Source organism: Cognatundibacterium rivi (genome assembly GCF_018139565.1).
Classification (GTDB): Bacteria; Pseudomonadota; Gammaproteobacteria; order Burkholderiales; family Burkholderiaceae_D; genus Undibacterium; species Undibacterium rivi.
This window is the reverse complement of record NZ_JAGSPK010000001.1, coordinates 72,420-89,189: the sequence shown is the minus strand read 5'-3', so window position 1 is coordinate 89,189 and position 16,770 is coordinate 72,420. Positions and strand designations below refer to the sequence as shown.

Genomic DNA, 16,770 nt, shown 5'->3' with positions numbered 1-16,770 from the left:
CGCACATCAGCGGGCTTTTTTACATATGAACAGGCCGTAATCAGCTTGCCATCGCCATCAGGCTGGCATTGCCGCCCGCAGCTGTCGTGTTGACGCATAAAGCCCGTTCTGTGACCAGACGCCAGAGTGGAATCTCAGTCGCATGCGTAGTTTCGATCACGGATGCAATCGCCCCATCAAGCGCCGCAAACACCGGTTTGTAAATATTCAGCAAGCTGCTTTCGACCAATGCGATCTGCGCACCGCAATCCTGCACCTCAGCACTGATGATTTGCTGCCGCAGTTCAGCCGGAAAACTGGCTGGCAACAGCATCAATGCCTGTTGTGGCAGCACCGCAGTGTTACCGGTTGCCAGTGTCGCTGCAAGCTGATTCAACAGGCACGGCAGGCTGCTGGCCGCGCAATAGATACGGCCACGCGGTACAAACGATAAAGTATTGCGTTCGCCTGTCGGACCAGGCAGCACCTGCGTGATCTTATACGGCGTCTGGTGGCTGTATTGTTCACCAAGATTGCCCAGTTCCTGCATGTGCTGGTTTTTTGCCCACACGAGTAAGGTGCTCAGCGCAGCCGGTTCTTGTCGCTCATAAACAGTGTGACCGCCAAGGCTGATATCCGGTGTGCGTTGCAGACGTTTCAGATACAACGGACCGCCCGCTTTCGGGCCAGTGCCAGATTTACCTTCACCACCAAACGGTTGCACACCGACGACCGCACCGACGATATTACGATTCACATAAATATTGCCAACATGCGCGCGGCTGGTGATGAAATTGATCGTTTCATCGATTCGTGAATGCACGCCCAGCGTCAGGCCAAAGCCTGTGCCGTTAATCTGATCAATCAGTTCAGGCAACTGGTCGCGGCGGAAGCGCAAAATATGCAGTACCGGACCGAATACCTCTTTTTGCAGTTCGGCCAGATTGCTGATTTCGATGACGGTCGGTGCAATAAAGGTGCCTTGCTGGCAGCTTTCCGGCAAGGGCAGGCTGAATACCGATTTACCCAGGTCGCGCATCGCGTTGATGTGCCGTTGTAAATTGTTTTGTGCTTCTGCATCAATCACCGGGCCGATATCCGTTACCAGCCTATCGGTCTGACCGATACGCAATTCCTGCATCGCACCGTGCAGCATTTCTCTCGTTTTGTCAGCGATATCTTCCTGCAGACACAAAATACGCAGTGCAGAACAACGCTGACCTGCGCTGTCAAACGCAGAGGTCAAGACATCGTTGACGACTTGTTCGGGCAGGGCGCTGCTATCGACGATCATTGCATTTTGCCCGCCGGTTTCGGCGATCAGCGGTATATCGATACCTTCTGCAACCGCACGTTTGCTGAGGGTGCGGTTAATGATCTGCGCAACTTCAGTCGAGCCAGTAAAAATCACACCTTTGACGCGCGCATCTGCCACCAGTTGCGCACCGACGACTTCGCCGGTTCCGGGCAAAAACTGTAAAGCAGCACGCGGAATGCCCGCTTCATGTAACAGCTGTATCGCGCGATAAGCAATCAAAGGCGTTTGTTCTGCTGGCTTCGCCAACACCACATTACCTGCCGCCAGCGCTGCGCTGACTTCGCCGATAAAAATCGCCAGCGGGAAATTCCACGGGCTGATACAAACTACCGGACCGAGTGCTTTGGTATCGGCGTGTGATTCAACCTGTGCTGCGTAATAACGTAAAAAGTCGACCGCTTCACGGACCTCTGCAATCGCATTCGGCAGCGATTTCCCCGCTTCGCGTATGGCCAGTGCCATGAATTCTGCTGTGTTTGCTTCCAGTAAATCAGCCGCTTTTTTCAGGCATGCCGCACGTACTGATGGGGCAGTCGTTTGCCATTCCAGTGCGTAGTGTTCGGCCGTGTACAAGGCTTGTTGCACGTCTTGCGTATTGGCTTCAATCACTGCGCCCACAATGTCGGACAGACAGGCCGGGTTGCGTACATCGCGCTGTTCGCTGGCGCTGCTATCATTCGCCAATAATGGCGTGGCAACGATGAATTGATTAGCAGCGGCGGTGAACTGTGCCGATAATTCCTGCAGTGTGCTTTCATTCGAAAAATCCAGACCGGCAGAATTCTGACGTTCATGACCAAACAATTCGCGTGGCAAAGCGATGCCGGCATGCGGTTTACCACCGAGTTCGCGCGCAATCGCAATCGGATCCGCGATCAGTGTGTCGATAGAGACGCTTTCATCGACGATCTGATTCACAAACGACGAGTTGGCGCCGTTTTCCAGTAGGCGACGCACCAGGTAGGCAAGCAAAGTCTGATGCGAACCGACCGGCGCATAGATACGGCAAGGCTTATTCAGTTTATCTTTACCGACCACCTGATCGTATAAAGTTTCGCCCATGCCGTGCAGACACTGGAATTCATAATCCGTGACACCTGCTTCTTTTGCCCAGGTATAAATCGTTGCCAGCGTCAGCGCGTTATGTGTGGCGAACTGTGGATAAATCACATCAGTCGCGGCCAGCAAGTGTTGCGCACAGGTCAGATACGATAAATCGGTATAGACCTTACGTGTGTAGACCGGAAAATCACTCATGCCATCGACTTGCGCACGTTTGATTTCCGCATCCCAGTATGCGCCTTTCACCAGACGCACCATAAATTTGCTGCCGCTGCGGCGCGCCAGATCAATCAGATAATCAATCGCATACGGGCAGCGTTTCTGATAACCCTGCACTACGTAGCCTATGCCTTCAAATCCTTTCAGGTCGGGATCGAACGCCAGTGCTTCCATCAGATCGAGCGATAACTCCAGCCTGTCAGTTTCTTCCGCGTCGATGTTCAGACCGATGTTGTAGTGCTTTGCCAGCAGCAATAAATTTTTTAGCAGCGGCAATAATTCCGTCATCGTGCGCTCGCGTTGTGCGCGTGAGTAACGCGGATGCAAGGCCGATAATTTCACAGAAATGCCCGGGCCATCTTTAATGCCACGGCCATTCGAGGCTTTACCGATCGCGTGGATCGCGGTTTCGTAAGACTGATAATAATAGGCTGCATCTTTGGCGGTCAGAGCGGCCTCGCCCAGCATGTCGTACGAATAGCGGTAACCGCGTTTTTCATTTTCCTGACTGTTTTTCAGCGCTTCTTCTATGGTTTGCCCGGTGACAAACTGATTACCGAGCATGCGCATAGCGAGATCCACACCTTTACGAATCAAAGGTTCGCCGCCTTTGGCAATCAGACGCGTCAACGCCGCACCCAGGCCTTGTTCGCTATTAGTTGCTACCAGCTTGCCTGTGACCAGCAAACCCCAGGTTGCTGCATTGACGAACATCGACGGCGATTCGCCCAGATGTTTTGCCCAGTCGCCTTTGCTGATTTTGTCTGCAATCAGGCGATCTGCGGTTTGATGGTCAGGAATGCGCAGCAGCGCTTCGGCCAGACACATCAGTGCGACACCTTCTTCGGAAGACAAAGAAAATTCATGCATCAGCGCATCGACACCGGAAGCACGAGTACGTTGCTGGCGTACCGAGCTGACTAATTTTTGCGCAAGTTCTGCAACATTATTTTGTAACGAGGGGTAAGAATTAACTTGTGACAGCAGATACTGCACAGCCTCGCTTTCATTGCGACGGTAAGCCTTGGTAATTGCATTTCTGAGTGGGCTGATATTCACTAACAGCTCGGCATGCAGTGCCGCAAACGGGGGTGTAGATGTAGTCACAGAGGTCGCAGTCATATAGAAATAATAAAAACAAATATGATTTCATTGTATCGACGCTGCCCAATGATTAATTCTGGAAAATAGAACTCATATCGAAATTTTCTTTTTTGTGAGAAAATATTCCCGAATATTATTAATCACCACTCTGATCAATTTTTGACTTCTTATGCTAGACAAAATCAGTAAAAGAATTCTGGCCGAATTACAAAACGATGGCCGTATCAGTAATGTAGAACTGGCGACGCGGGTTAACCTATCCCCGGCTGCCTGCCTCGAACGCGTGCGTAAATTGCAGGAGTCCGGCTACATTCTTGGTTACACAGCACAACTCAATCCGCATCTGCTGGATGTGGCTTTGCTGGTGTTCATCGAAGTTGTGCTCGACAGAACCACTCCCGATGTATTTGATGCGTTCCGCCGCGGCGTGCAGGCAATTCCCGAAGTACTGGAATGTCACATGGTTGCCGGTGGTTTTGATTATCTGGTCAAAGCCCGCGTAAAAGACATGAACGCCTACCGCGACTTTCTCGGTAAATCCTTGCTGCAATTAAATGGTGTACGTGAAACGCATACCTACGCCGTGATGGAAGAAGTAAAAAATACCAGCTGTTTGCCGATCAAATAAGTGGCTTGCTGTTGCCGGTATTACGCCGGTAATGAGGTCACAACGGTAGTAACACCCGCTACATACAAACGCTGTAAAAAATATTGGCCACCTGCATCAGGTGGCCAATTTTCATGCTGGGTTGTTATTGCTGATTAAGTTCTTCAAGCACTGCAAGTAATTCCGTCAGACGCGCGTTCAGCGCCGCCTGACTGCTCGCTTTCAGCGGTGCCAGTATCCGTCTTTCATTTTCCACATGCGCAGCGACAGCGCGATCAATCAGCTTCAGGCCACTGGCGGATAATTGCACCAGCATACTGCGGGCATCGGCCGGGTTTGGCAGACGCTTGATCAGCGCACGGTTTTCCAGACTTTGCAGGCGGTGCGTCATCGTCCCGGAGGTAATCATCATGCTGGAAAATAAGGCCGTTGGCGTCAGGCGAAATGGCTTACCTGAACGCCGCAGTGTCGCCAGCACATCAAACTCCCAGGCGCTGAGCTTAAATTCTGCAAAGGTCGCGTCCAGCTGCGGTCGTAGCAGCGCTGTACAACGTCCGAGTCGGCCAATAATTGCCATTGGGCTGACATCCAGATCGGGTCTTTCCTGGTGCCATTGTTCTAATAGGATGTCGACAGCATCTGACTGAATTCTGCTCATTGATATTCTCCTTTTATCTTGATATCAAGATTATATATCTTATGATCATCTTCTTTATGATAAGATTATTTATCTTCAATTCAAGATAAATAATGAAAAAATTTTCCGTGAACGCTGTCGCATGGAGCGACATATTAATTACTGCACTCGCGCCGGTGATCTGGGGCAGTACGTACATCATCACTACGCAATTTTTACCACCGGATCGCCCATTTACCGCAGCGCTGATACGGGTGCTACCCGCCGGTATTTTGCTATTGCTGATGACGCGTCGTCTTCCGCAATTTTCTGAGTGGCCAAGATTACTGATATTGGCCGCACTGAATATAGGATTTTTCCAGGCTTTATTATTTGTTGCTGCATATCGCTTACCCGGTGGTTTAGCGGCTGTTGTCGGTGCCTTGCAACCATTGCTGATGATCGTGCTGGTATGGGTGTTTGATCAGCGCAAACCGGCGATAGCAGTGATTTTCGCCGCGATCACCGGCGTTCTCGGCATGGCTGCATTATTACTGGGGCCAGGCTCCGTTTGGGATCCGGTTGGCATTGCAGCTGCGCTGTCAGGTACGGCCTGTATGGCAGTGGGAACTTATTTATCGCGGCGCTGGAACATTGCTTTGCCAGTGCTGGCATTCACCGGATGGCAATTGCTTCTGGGTGGCTTAATCTTGCTGCCACTTGCCTGTGTGTTTGATCCGCCATTACCGGTACTGATGCCCGTGAATATCGCCGGGTATGCGTATCTGTGTGTAATTGGTGCTTTGTTGGCGTATGTTCTGTGGTTCCGCGGTGTTGCGCGCTTACCGGCAGTGGCCATATCTTCGCTGGGACTGTTTAGTCCTTTGACTGCAGTATTACTGGGGTGGATTTTTCTTGGACAAACAATACGCGGCTTATCGTTGGCCGGATTATTGATGGTGCTGTTCAGCATCCTTGCAGTGCAATGGCTGAGTAAGCCTGCAGCGCCGAAAAAAAAGGGATAGTCGTGTTTGCTCTGCGTTTGTTCTACTTTTCCCGCAATTAGTGTGATGGTGGATTTTCTGTAGAACAGCTTCATCAACAGCTTCCTCATGAACGGAAAGAACGCATTTCACCGCCACAGATGAAATGCGTTTGGCGTGTCATTTTTCTGCTTTGATACTGTTCAACAAATGTGCGCTGCTGACACCTTGTTGTTGCAGCAGTGATTCGAGCGCTGGCAGCAAAGGGCCCAGCGTTTCACTCAGCATATTGCGTACGGTATCGACGATCACCTGAGTGCTGCGCTCAATTTCTATATTCAGTGCAGCACCCACTTTTTTCTCTGCAAATACCGTCATGCGTAATGTTTCCGGGATCAGCCACACTTCAAACCAGGCTTCATCGCGGTTGACTTCAGCAATCGTCAGGCTGGCACCATTGATGGCGATATAGCCTTTCGCGAAGATATAACGTAACCAGACTGGCGGAACCGCGATACGGATCACATAGTTATTTTCCAGTTCACGGATCTGGGCGACGTGCGCTGTGAAATCAACGTGCCCGGATAAAGGATGTCCGCCGATTTCAGCACCGTCTTTGGCCGCACGTTCAACGTTGACACGGCTGTTTTCGGCATAACTGCCGAGAGTGGTGATTGCCAGACTTTGCTGCATCACATCGAAGTCTGCGGCACGCTCACCATGCAATTGCGTGACGGTCAGGCAAACACCATCAACAGCAACGCTGGCGCCGATTTCCAGTGCGTTTGCAAAGCCATCGGGAAACTCAATCTGAAATGTGCGCAAGCCCGGTTTATCGTTGATGCTTGCGATGCGGGCGATGCCTTGTACGATGCCTGTAAACATGATGATAACAATCGAAAGTAATAGGACTTACGCAAAACCGCCCCTGCAGCGTTGTGGCACCTGGCCGTACTAAAGTACTGTCTTCGGCGCCGCGCCTTGCAGGGACAATTTTGTGTAAGTCCTTAGTAAATAGAAAATTGGCGAGCAGCCGTGATTGTAAGGCGAATTGCAAGTACAGATGCAGCTACACGGATAGTCGCATATTTAATCCGCTAGCTAATCCATTAGTTAATCCACTGGTTCAAGTGCCGGTCAGAACTTGCATCTGTGTCGGGGATACCGTCGCTAGCGGCAATTCCACCATGAAACTGGTGCCAGCACCCAGTGTACTGACGCAACGGACGCAGCCATCTTGTGCTTCACTGAGTTTTTTAACGATAGATAAACCCAGCCCGCTGGAATGTTCGCCAGCCGTCGGTGTCGGCGACAATTTTGAAAACTTCGTGAACAAATGTTGCTGATCTTCACTGGACAAACCCGGCCCTTCATCGCGCACTTCGAACCGGCCCATGCCATTGTGCTGACTGATTGTGAGCCAGATTGTTTTTTCTGCTGTAGAAAATTTAATCGCGTTTGATAGCAGGTTATCAAAAATACGGATACAGGCATTCAGATCGGCGGTAACGAAAACACTGCTGTCAATATCCACAACGGTATGCAGATTTTTCGCTTTCAGAGCCGATTCGTATTGCTGAATGATGTCTCGTAACAATTGACCGAAATCGACGGTTTGTGCCGACAGATGAAAGTGCCCCGATTCCAGCGCATTCACATCCAGCAGATTGGTGACGATATGCATCATCCGCTGACCGCTGTTACTGATACGCTCAAGATACTGCTGCTGCTGTTCTTCGGAAATCTGATGGCGCATTTTACGCAGCAGATCGCTCATGCCGATAATGCTGGTCAGCGGGTTTTTGAGATCATGTGCCGCTATCCCGAGTATGTCGTCTTTCTCTTTATCCAGCAGTTTCATGCGTTGAACCGCATCATCGAGTTCTGCGGTTCGCAACTGCACTTTGGCTTCCAGCTCATATTCAGCCTGCTGCGAAATTTTCAGCAACTGCCGCTGAATATCGACGCTTTCTTTTTTAATCAGACTGATTCTGTAAGCCTGTGCTAATGCCAGCAAGATGGCTTCCATTGCAGAGCCGATCTGGAAACCGTAATCCGTGATCCAGCTGGATTCCAGAATACCGAGATTGCGTAAAGGCAGGAGAAAAATACTGACAACCCAGGAAACAGACGCAACACAAACGATATAGCCTGGTGGGTAGCCACGCAAACCTGCCAAAAAGCAGATTGGTAAGAAACAGATGACCTGAACCAAGCTGACTAATTGCACAAATTCTGCAATGGTCGCGTTGTATCCGGCCAGAATAAGGGCAATAAAAATCAGCACCATGACCTGCATGACTTTGAATGCCTTGTAAAAAAATGGCATCGTTTCTTTGAGCTGCAGAAAACTGGTGATAAATAACGATGAGACGAGAATAATTAATTGCGGTAACAGTGCCGGCATGATGTCGACCAGCCAAGGCCAGTCGGGGGCGATAAACATGCCTATGTGACCGTTGATACTCATACCGGCAGCCAAGGTTCCGAATGACAGCAGCAGGTAATAGAACATGGAAATATCGCGATAAGTGATCAGTAATATCGCGTTGTAGATAATCATGGCCAGCATCACGCCGTAATAAATACCCATCAGGCTGGCGATGTAGTCAGAGGTTTCTGTGAATTTATTCGGTGTCCACAATATTGCGCGGAAAAAAACAGAGCTGGTGCTTTGTATCCGTAAATACACCGTCGTTGTTTCTGTATCCTGCAGATAAAGTTTGAAAATAGGATAGTGGTGCCGGATTTGCTGCTGCGAGAAAGCAATGTGATCGCCCGCCCGTTGAATTTCCATACTGCCGTCTTTGCCACGACGATACATGCGGATATCGTCAAGCATGATGGGCATCATTTCCAGCAACCACATCTTATTACTGTCAGCGCTGCTTCTTTGTAAATCCAGACGTAGCCAGAATGCCGATTCGGAGTAACCTGCGCTCAGATTTTTTGACAACGGTTTGAATTGGCGCGCGATTTCCGGTGACAGAATATCCTGAATATCAAGCTTGCCAGTGGTGTCTTCAAATAATTGAAAATTATTATGCAGGGGTATTTTCTGTTCGCCTTTTTCGAGCAAAGTCACTGCCGCCTGCGCTGTTAATCCTTTGAGTAAAAAAGATAACAGCAACAAGGCGAAAATAAAAAATCGGCGATAGCGGGCTGTATGCATCTTTCTGGGCGGGTAAGTCGCTATACGGAAACGAAGCGAAAAATCAACGCGGAATGTAAAAAACTGTTAAACAGATGAAGCAGCCTAACAAGTTTCAATCCGCTTAGCAATCAGAAAGAACAATAAGATACTTTTCAGCTATTCCGGTTTGTCATGCTGCAATTCCGGAATCAGGTTGGAGTGCGTCATCGTGATCAGATTGTTTCTCAGCCATTGATGCGCGGGATTGCGGGCATCGCGTTCATGCCACAGCATATCGATATGCACCGCCGGTGTTTCAAACGGCAACTCTGTCCAGATCAGCGCGTCGGTCATACCGGTGGCTGAAATCAGGTGTCTTGGCAAGACCGTCAGCAAGTCAGAATTCGCAACCACGCGGCCTGCTGTAAAAAACTGATTAATGGTCAGCAATATGCGTCGTTCACGCCCCATTTTGCTTAAAGTTTCATCAATCAGCCCATGTGCCCGCCCTGAGAAACTTACCAGTAAGTGATTGGCACCGCAATAATCATCGACCGTCAGGGTTTTTCCCGCCAGTGGATGATTCTGCCGCATCACGCAGACATAGTGACCCGAATACAGCCGTTCATGGCGGATGGCGCTGTTACCAGCAGTCTGGCTTCCGGAAAGCTGGGCGACAACACCGGGGAAAAAACCGACCGCAATATCAATATCGCCATGCAGCAGCATCGGGCGGGGTTCGCGCGTAGTCAGCGGCATCATGCGTACATTAATACCGGGCGCATCATTCTGTATTGAGCGCACCAGCGTTGGCATCCACAGTGCTGCAGTCGCATCTGCCATCGCCATGCGAAACGTCAGCTGCGCTTGCGAGACATCAAAGGCGCCGGGCGCAATGGCGGATTCCAGGCTGGATAAGGCCTGCCGTATGGTGGGCCACAATGCCTCAGCGCGCGGGGTCGGCTTCACACCATACGCAGTGCGTATCAATAATTCATCGTTCAGCGAATGGCGCAGGCGTTTCAATGCATTTGACACGGCGGGCTGGGTCATTGCGAGTTTATCCGCTGCGCGGGTCAGGTTTTGCTCAATCATTACCGCATCAAACACCCGCAATAAATTCAGATCCAGTGTCAAAAAGTTCATGTTGTTTGCCTCCGTTAATATCGTTATCTGCAATTATTCACAAACAATATATTGATTATAGGAAATCGAAATTAGAATTATATGTTGCGATGCAATATGATCTGATTATTCCCAAATGTAAATAAAAGTAGAGATCATCATGACTTTCCTCAATATCGCTTTCCCTGCCACCAGCGCACTCCCTGTTGCCGAAGTTGCCATCAGCGCTTTGGTTGCTGCTGCCCGTCCTTTGATCGGCCTGAGCATTCTGACCACAATGTTATTGGTCTTTAAGCCATTGATTACAGGCATGTTGCGCGCATTGAAGCTCGCTGTATTCCCAAACAAAACACGCGAAGAAAAATCTGCCATGCGCAATTTGCGCAGCATGCTGGCGGTTCGCAATATCGCCAACGAGCTCGACAGCACTTCGCCAAACATGGCCGCTGAGCTGCGCGCACTTGCGGCTCGCGGTTAATCAACAATTTTGCAATGCAACATAGCCCAGTGTACAGCGAGTTAACCATGTCTGCCTATACCCCAGCTTACCAGCGTACAACACCGCGTGAAGTCGCTGGTTCCAGAAGTCTGGCATCCATGCTGCCAAGTCTGCTGATGACAGGTTTGCTGACTTTGATCGTCACCGCCGTTTTGCGTCTGTTGTGGGTTGGTCTGACCAGCGACTTTTTCGCATCGTGGATGGAAGCATGGCTGACAACCTGGCCTATCGCTTTTCCACTGGCTTACATGGCCTTGCCTGTGATTCAGAAAATCTCACGCAGCCTGAGCAAACCAGCGGTGTTGAAACGTCGCACACAGGGCATCAGTATTGCAGCGATACAGCAAGTGTCTGATGAAGTCACCGTGCAGAATGGCTTAACAGTCAAAGCACCACAACTGCCGAAAATTGTACGTTAATCGCACGTTGACCAAACCGATTTTGTCTGAAAAAAGCCGCTATTCGTAGCGGCTTTTTTTACGTGCTTCGCTGCCATCGACTTCAGCGTTAGTGTCAGTGTTAGCGTCAACTATATTCGCTACGCTGCGCTGGTCAGATCAGAACCGATAAACACTGCTCACAGCCTGATTTGCATCGATATAAAAAAAGCGCGACAACGTCGCGCTTTTATAACAAGCTGATTATTACACTGAGAAACTTACATGCTCAGGCGGTTTTTCAAGGCCACGCGGGTAGCTTCCAGTTCTGCTGGCAAACGGTAGGCCAGTTTTTCAAACAACTCGGTATGTAAGACCAGCTCTTCTTCCCAGGCTGCAACGTCTATCGATGTGATCGTGTGGAATTGTTCTTCAGTGAATTCCAGACCATCCCAGCTCAGATCATCAAACGTTGGCGTCACACCAAACACGTTTTCGATGCCGTTCGCTTTGCCTTCGATACGTTCCAGCATCCATTTCAGCACGCGCATATTGTCGCCGAAACCTGGCCAGACGAACTTGCCGTTTTCATCCGTACGGAACCAGTTCACGCAGTAAATCGAAGGCAAAGTCGCGCCGATCGCGTCGATTTTCTTACCCATATCCAGCCAGTGCTGGAAATAGTCGCTCATGTTGTAACCCATGAATGGCAACATCGCGAACGGATCACGACGTACCACGCCTTGCTGACCAGCCGCTGCCGCAGTGGTTTCAGAGCCCATGGTGGCCGCCATGTAAACACCTTCGATCCAGTTACGCGCTTCCGTTACCAGCGGTACTGTCGTTGAACGACGGCCACCAAAGATGAACGCAGAAATCGGCACACCAGCAGGATCATCCCATGCGGCATCGATCACAGGGTTTTGTGTTGCAGCGACGGTGAAGCGCGCATTTGGATGGGCTGCTTTACGGCCAGTTTCTTTGCCGATGGCTGGCGTCCAGTCTTTACCTTGCCAGTCGATCAGATGCGCTGGCGCTTCTTTCGTCATGCCTTCCCACCAGACATCGCCGTCGTCAGTCAGTGCGACGTTAGTGAAAATCGTGTTGGCTGTCAGCGATGCCATGCAATTTGAATTCGTTGCCGTGTTGGTGCCCGGTGCCACGCCGAAATAACCTGCTTCCGGGTTGATCGCATACAAGCGGCCATCTTTACCTGGCTTGATCCACGCAATATCGTCGCCGATCGTCGTCACTTTCCAGCCTTTGATTGCTGGAATCAGCATCGCAAAGTTGGTTTTGCCGCAAGCCGATGGGAACGCCGCTGCAACGTAATGTTTTTTACCTTCCGGTGATTCCACGCCCAGAATCAGCATGTGTTCTGCCAGCCAGCCCTGATCACGACCCATCGTGGACGCGATACGCAGCGCAAAGCATTTTTTACCCAGCAGCGCATTGCCACCGTAACCAGAACCAAACGACCAGATTTCGCGGCTTTCAGGGTAATGCACGATGTATTTAGTCGCATTGCATGGCCATGCCACGTCTTGCTGACCAGCGGCCAGCGGTGCACCGACCGTATGCACGCAAGGAACGAAATCACCATCGCTACCCAGCACGTCATACACCGCTTTGCCCATACGCGTCATGATGCGCATGTTCACCGCCACATATGGCGAATCAGACAATTCAACGCCGATATGCGCAATCGGTGAACCCAGCGGGCCCATAGAGAAAGGCACCACATACATCGTGCGGCCTTTCATGCAGCCATCAAACAGCGGGTTCAGCGTCGCGCGCATTTCTGCCGGTGCCATCCAGTTATTGGTCGGGCCTGCGTCTTCTTTTTTCTCAGAACAGATGAAAGTGCGGTCTTCGACGCGCGCCACATCGGTAGGATCAGAACACGCCAGATAACTGTTCGGGCGTTTTGCTTCATTCAGCTTTTTCATGGTGCCGGAAGCGACCATTTGTGCGCACAGGCGATCATATTCTTCCTGTGAACCATCGCACCAGACGATATTGTCTGGCTTCGTCAGCGCAGCAATATCAGCGATCCAGCTGATCAGCTTAGGATGTTTGACATAAGCGGGCGCATTAATTGTTGCGCCGGTTGCCGCGATGTCGTTGGCGGTTGTTTGACTCATACTGACTCCAATAAGATTGCAATAAAAAAACCGGGGTAGCAGCGCGGCAGGGTCGTCATTAGAAAGTCAGGCGATGCGAGCATGAATGGGGAATTTCCCAGCTCCAGCAAGGCGAACACGATGGCGGCGGTTCTGTCGGATAATAGGCCACCGGGACGATGATCCCGATACCAGCTTGCGTCGGCGCGGTAGGCGGACGGAAGAATCAAAAAGCTACGTAACCGGATATTCTACACGGACGCGCCCATTTGGGTGCAGATCACATCAGATTTATTATCACAGTAGTACTGTTTTTGAAAGTGAAACTGTTTCAGCAGTTTCACCGCATAAGGAAAAAAAATCATGAAGATTGCCATCCTCGATGATTACCAGGATGTCGTGCGGCATTGCCAGTGCTTTGCCATGCTCAAAGACCATGACGTCAAAGTATTCAACAGCAGCGCTGTCGGCATTGGCCAACTGGCGATACGCCTCGCCCCGTTTGATGCCCTCGTGCTGATCCGCGAGCGCACCCGCTTTCCGCGCGCCCTGCTGCAACGTCTGCCGAATTTAAAACTCATCTCACAAACCGGCAAAGTCGCCGGACACATCGACCTCGCCGCCGCCAGAGAAAAAAACATCGCCATTGCCGAAGGTGTCGGCGACGCTACCGCCCCCGCCGAGCTGACCTGGGCGCTGATCATGGCCGCCTCGCGCCGCCTCACCAATTACGCGTCTTTACTGCAACAGGGAACCTGGCAGGCATCCTCCGTCCAGCCCGCACAGAATCGCCTCGGCAGAGTCTTACATCAACGCCGCCTCGGCATCTGGGGTTACGGCAAAATCGGCAAACGCATCGCCAGTTACGCCACCGCGTTTGGCATGCACGTTACCATCTGGGGCAGTGAAAGCAGCCGCGCACAAGCGATGCAAGACGGCTATCGGGCCGCCGCTTCGCGCGAGGCATTTTTTGCAGAAAGTGATATTGTCACCCTGCACCTGCGTCTGAACGACGCCACGCGCGGCATCGTGCAGGCAGACGACCTGGCCCGCATGAAACCCGATGCTCTGTTCGTCAACACCAGCCGCGCCGAATTGCTGGCACCAGACGCCCTCGTCCACGCACTCGATGCTGGCCGCCCCGGCTTTGCCGCCATCGACGTCTTTGAAACCGAACCCATACCGCAAAACCACCCGCTGTTGCACCGTGAAAACGTCCTCGTGACACCGCACATCGGCTACGTGGAGCAAGACAGCTACGAACTCTATTTCGCCGCCGCTTTCCAAAACATCCTGAATTTCGCCGCCGGAACACCGACGAATTTGTTGCAGGGGTGAAGGAGGGCTGTGGGTAAGGTTGGATATGTCCACAATCAGCGGCTGTGTGCGAAGTGGTGACGATGTGAATGGTCGTAGATCTGACTCAATAAACAGAGGTTTGACGATGCTGGTGAATCGATGTTTTTGTCTATCTGGTTATGCTCTATCTTTAATCGGTATAACTATGCACAGTCAGGCAAGGTAAGAAGAACGTGGTTCGATAAATTTTAGTTAATTTTTTAATACTGAGTTAATATGTAATTTTGTAAACTCAAATCACGTTAGGCCTGCCTGTTGTCTTAGGATATTTTGCATAACTAGTATGGAGATTGATGTGAAGAATTTTAAAATATGCACTGTCATTTTTGTGGTCGCGCTTTCCGCGTGTGCTACCGTTCCCCCAGAGTCCGTGAGCTTAAGTAGCGAAATCGGGAATGGAATCAAAAAGCAAAGTGACGCTCAAATAAATTTAATTAATCTATATTTTGAAGCCAAGCGCAAAGAGCTAGATGCCGCTTTACAGAAAGCGCTTACCAAATATTTTTCTACCATCACTCCCGGAGGGAGCGTTACGCTTACAGCCAGTCAACTAGCAGATATATCGAGTGACGTTATTGCACTGAATGGCAAAAATGATGCTGCAAAAGAGGCCCTTGAAAAAGTGAGAGTTGGGCTGGTCTCAAAGATCGAAGATAACTATCTAGTTCTTAATCAAGCAAATACAACAATTACCGGTTTACTTCAATCTGCTGTTTCCGTAAAAGATTCCACAAACAAAAGCATTCAATTGGTATCGTCCGCTACTGGTGGAAAAATACAGCTTGATAAGGTCTTTTCTGAAATTGATTCATTTGTTCAAAAAGGCGGCGTAGACGCGGGTAAGGCAATTGATCTCAATAATAAAATTCAGAATTTCATTAACAACTGAGTGAGCAACTTAGGAGATAAACATGGATAACGTCGAATGGGCAGCACTTCGGGCTAAGGCCAATCAACTTGCAAATGATCAATTTGCCTCGGAAGCTTCGGACATCGCTCGACTGACTAGGCAACAGGTCTCAGACATAATTGCTGAAGCGGCTGTTGGCAAAGAGACGTTAGCTAGCTTAATGGTTTTAGTTAGTGATGTGACCAAAACCAATCAGCAGAAAGCACAAGCCATAAAAAACATAAACGGCTTCGCAGAAATAGCGGCCTCGTTGATCGCAAAACTGGCCTAACAAAGCATTCCAGCTGACCGCTTTGTTTACACTTCGCTACGGCAGGCTGGAGGCTGAGTTTCTGCGTTAGGCAGAATCAACCCCACCTTTATCGTTACACCTACATATATCAGAGGTATTCGATGAGAACACTACTTTCCTTATCACTTGTATTTGCTGCACTTTTGATTGCTCTAAAAGTCGGCCTATCCTTGATGGGCATTGATGCAATGCAGGCGAACTCCGGTCTTAAGCAGGCGCAAGAAGTCGTTGACTCGATTTCAACTGGTGCTTGGCAATTTGGTCAACCGTTACTCCAGCTTGTTGTCGTCCTTGCACTTGGTGAATGGTTTGTTTCTCGACTAGGGCTCAAGGTATCAACTATTGCCTTGGGTTCAATAAATATTCAGACCTTTATTGCAATCGCCATCGTATTTAGCTTCTGTCTGGCTGCGCTCGGAAATCTGCCAGGGCTCTCGTACCTCAAGGATGTAGTCCTCATCGTGATTGGCTTCTACTTCGGCACAAGATCTAAGCAAGATTCGGGTACCGATGTAGTGGAAAGGGGTGACACGGGCAAGGAAAAGTCTGACGCCTAACCAGTCGTTCACCTAGAAATGCTCCGGCGTAGCTGCGCCGGTCGTCATTTTATTTTGGTTGGCTACACTACTCTGTCGCATGTCGGTAAACTCAAACGTTTCCACAAAACCCCCGCGAGCGTCAGCAAACAAGCTGACAGGTGATTGGGACCGGTTTATCTTCAAGGCCAATCTGCTTCTCGTCCTGATTTTTCCTTCTCCGCGCAATAATCGCCTTAGCTTCATTCGCGTGATGTGTTGGTGCTTACGTCGGTGTCAGGCAATCTGAGGCACCTCCCACACCCTCAAAACGCCAAAAATATACTCCCCCGGGTATCTCCACAAGCCCAATGTTGACGCCGGGATAAAGGGTATTTTGTGAAAAACTGGGGGGAGTATGCAGAATGTGGGTTGTTGGTGGGCGTTTGGCGCGACGACTTTTTAACGTGGTGCTTCAACTGCATCGGCATCAGGCATCCGTCATGGTCACAAGCTGCTGAGGCGTTTTAAGCAGGAGCAACAAATTGT

The 16,770-nt window shown here is 50.3% G+C and carries 14 protein-coding genes; 8 read left to right on the top strand and 6 right to left on the bottom strand.

The genetic code is table 11. The annotated features are described in order from the left end of the window. Positions 1 to 40 precede the first annotated feature (40 nt). A complete protein-coding gene (gene putA, locus KDM87_RS00400; protein WP_212677279.1) occupies positions 41 to 3,700 on the bottom strand; it encodes a trifunctional transcriptional regulator/proline dehydrogenase/L-glutamate gamma-semialdehyde dehydrogenase in 3,660 nt (1,219 codons plus the stop codon). 151 nt (positions 3,701 to 3,851) lie between these two features. On the opposite strand from putA, the gene KDM87_RS00395 reads away from it, so the two are divergent. Then, entirely contained in the window at positions 3,852 to 4,310 is a 459-nt protein-coding gene (locus tag KDM87_RS00395; protein ID WP_110254407.1) for an Lrp/AsnC ligand binding domain-containing protein, read from the top strand. 124 nt (positions 4,311 to 4,434) lie between these two features. Here KDM87_RS00395 and KDM87_RS00390 read toward each other — a convergent pair whose 3' ends face one another. Then, positions 4,435 to 4,947, bottom strand: a complete 513-nt coding sequence (locus KDM87_RS00390) for a MarR family winged helix-turn-helix transcriptional regulator (protein ID WP_212677278.1) — start codon at positions 4,945 to 4,947, stop codon at positions 4,435 to 4,437. 92 nt (positions 4,948 to 5,039) lie between these two features. On the opposite strand from KDM87_RS00390, the gene KDM87_RS00385 reads away from it, so the two are divergent. Continuing rightward, entirely contained in the window at positions 5,040 to 5,930 is an 891-nt protein-coding gene (locus tag KDM87_RS00385) for an EamA family transporter (RefSeq protein ID WP_212677277.1), read from the top strand. A 138-nt stretch (positions 5,931 to 6,068) separates the two neighbouring features. Here the strand turns inward: KDM87_RS00385 and KDM87_RS00380 are convergent, their stop codons facing one another. The 3 genes from KDM87_RS00380 to KDM87_RS00370 form a co-directional block, all read right to left on the bottom strand. Further along, positions 6,069 to 6,773, bottom strand: coding sequence for a riboflavin synthase subunit alpha (locus tag KDM87_RS00380; protein ID WP_212677276.1), 705 nt, complete (start codon positions 6,771 to 6,773; stop codon positions 6,069 to 6,071). A 241-nt stretch (positions 6,774 to 7,014) separates the two neighbouring features. Next, positions 7,015 to 9,060 (bottom strand): sensor histidine kinase, encoded by a 2,046-nt coding sequence (locus tag KDM87_RS00375; protein ID WP_212677275.1) that lies wholly within the window; start codon positions 9,058 to 9,060, stop codon positions 7,015 to 7,017. Positions 9,061 to 9,198: 138 nt separating this feature from the next. Beyond that, positions 9,199 to 10,167, bottom strand: coding sequence for a LysR family transcriptional regulator (locus tag KDM87_RS00370; protein ID WP_212677274.1), 969 nt, complete (start codon positions 10,165 to 10,167; stop codon positions 9,199 to 9,201). Between the two features lie 139 nt (positions 10,168 to 10,306). Between KDM87_RS00370 and KDM87_RS00365 the strand changes: the two genes are divergently transcribed. Beyond that, the gene (locus KDM87_RS00365) at positions 10,307 to 10,624 is read left to right on the top strand and encodes a hypothetical protein (RefSeq protein ID WP_186884124.1); all 318 of its coding nucleotides are present in this window, start codon (positions 10,307 to 10,309) and stop codon (positions 10,622 to 10,624) included. A 47-nt stretch (positions 10,625 to 10,671) separates the two neighbouring features. Further along, positions 10,672 to 11,064, top strand: coding sequence for a DUF2798 domain-containing protein (locus KDM87_RS00360; protein ID WP_212677273.1), 393 nt, complete (start codon positions 10,672 to 10,674; stop codon positions 11,062 to 11,064). Between the two features lie 239 nt (positions 11,065 to 11,303). Here KDM87_RS00360 and KDM87_RS00355 read toward each other — a convergent pair whose 3' ends face one another. Next, entirely contained in the window at positions 11,304 to 13,166 is a 1,863-nt protein-coding gene (locus KDM87_RS00355) for a phosphoenolpyruvate carboxykinase (GTP) (RefSeq protein ID WP_212677272.1), read from the bottom strand. 342 nt (positions 13,167 to 13,508) lie between these two features. Between KDM87_RS00355 and KDM87_RS00350 the strand changes: the two genes are divergently transcribed. The 4 genes from KDM87_RS00350 (at position 13,509) to KDM87_RS00335 (ending at position 16,263) form a co-directional block, all read left to right on the top strand. After that, positions 13,509 to 14,483: a D-2-hydroxyacid dehydrogenase family protein gene (locus tag KDM87_RS00350; RefSeq protein WP_212677271.1), complete on the top strand. Its 975-nt coding sequence runs from the start codon at positions 13,509 to 13,511 to the stop codon at positions 14,481 to 14,483. Between the two features lie 316 nt (positions 14,484 to 14,799). Then, the gene (locus KDM87_RS00345) at positions 14,800 to 15,393 is read left to right on the top strand and encodes a hypothetical protein (RefSeq protein WP_212677270.1); all 594 of its coding nucleotides are present in this window, start codon (positions 14,800 to 14,802) and stop codon (positions 15,391 to 15,393) included. Positions 15,394 to 15,415: 22 nt separating this feature from the next. Beyond that, positions 15,416 to 15,685 (top strand): hypothetical protein, encoded by a 270-nt coding sequence (locus KDM87_RS00340; RefSeq protein WP_212677269.1) that lies wholly within the window; start codon positions 15,416 to 15,418, stop codon positions 15,683 to 15,685. A gap of 122 nt (positions 15,686 to 15,807) precedes the next feature. Then, on the top strand, positions 15,808 to 16,263 hold the full coding sequence (locus KDM87_RS00335; protein WP_212677268.1) for a hypothetical protein: 456 nt from the start codon (positions 15,808 to 15,810) through the stop codon (positions 16,261 to 16,263). The last annotated feature ends 507 nt before the right edge of the window (positions 16,264 to 16,770 follow it).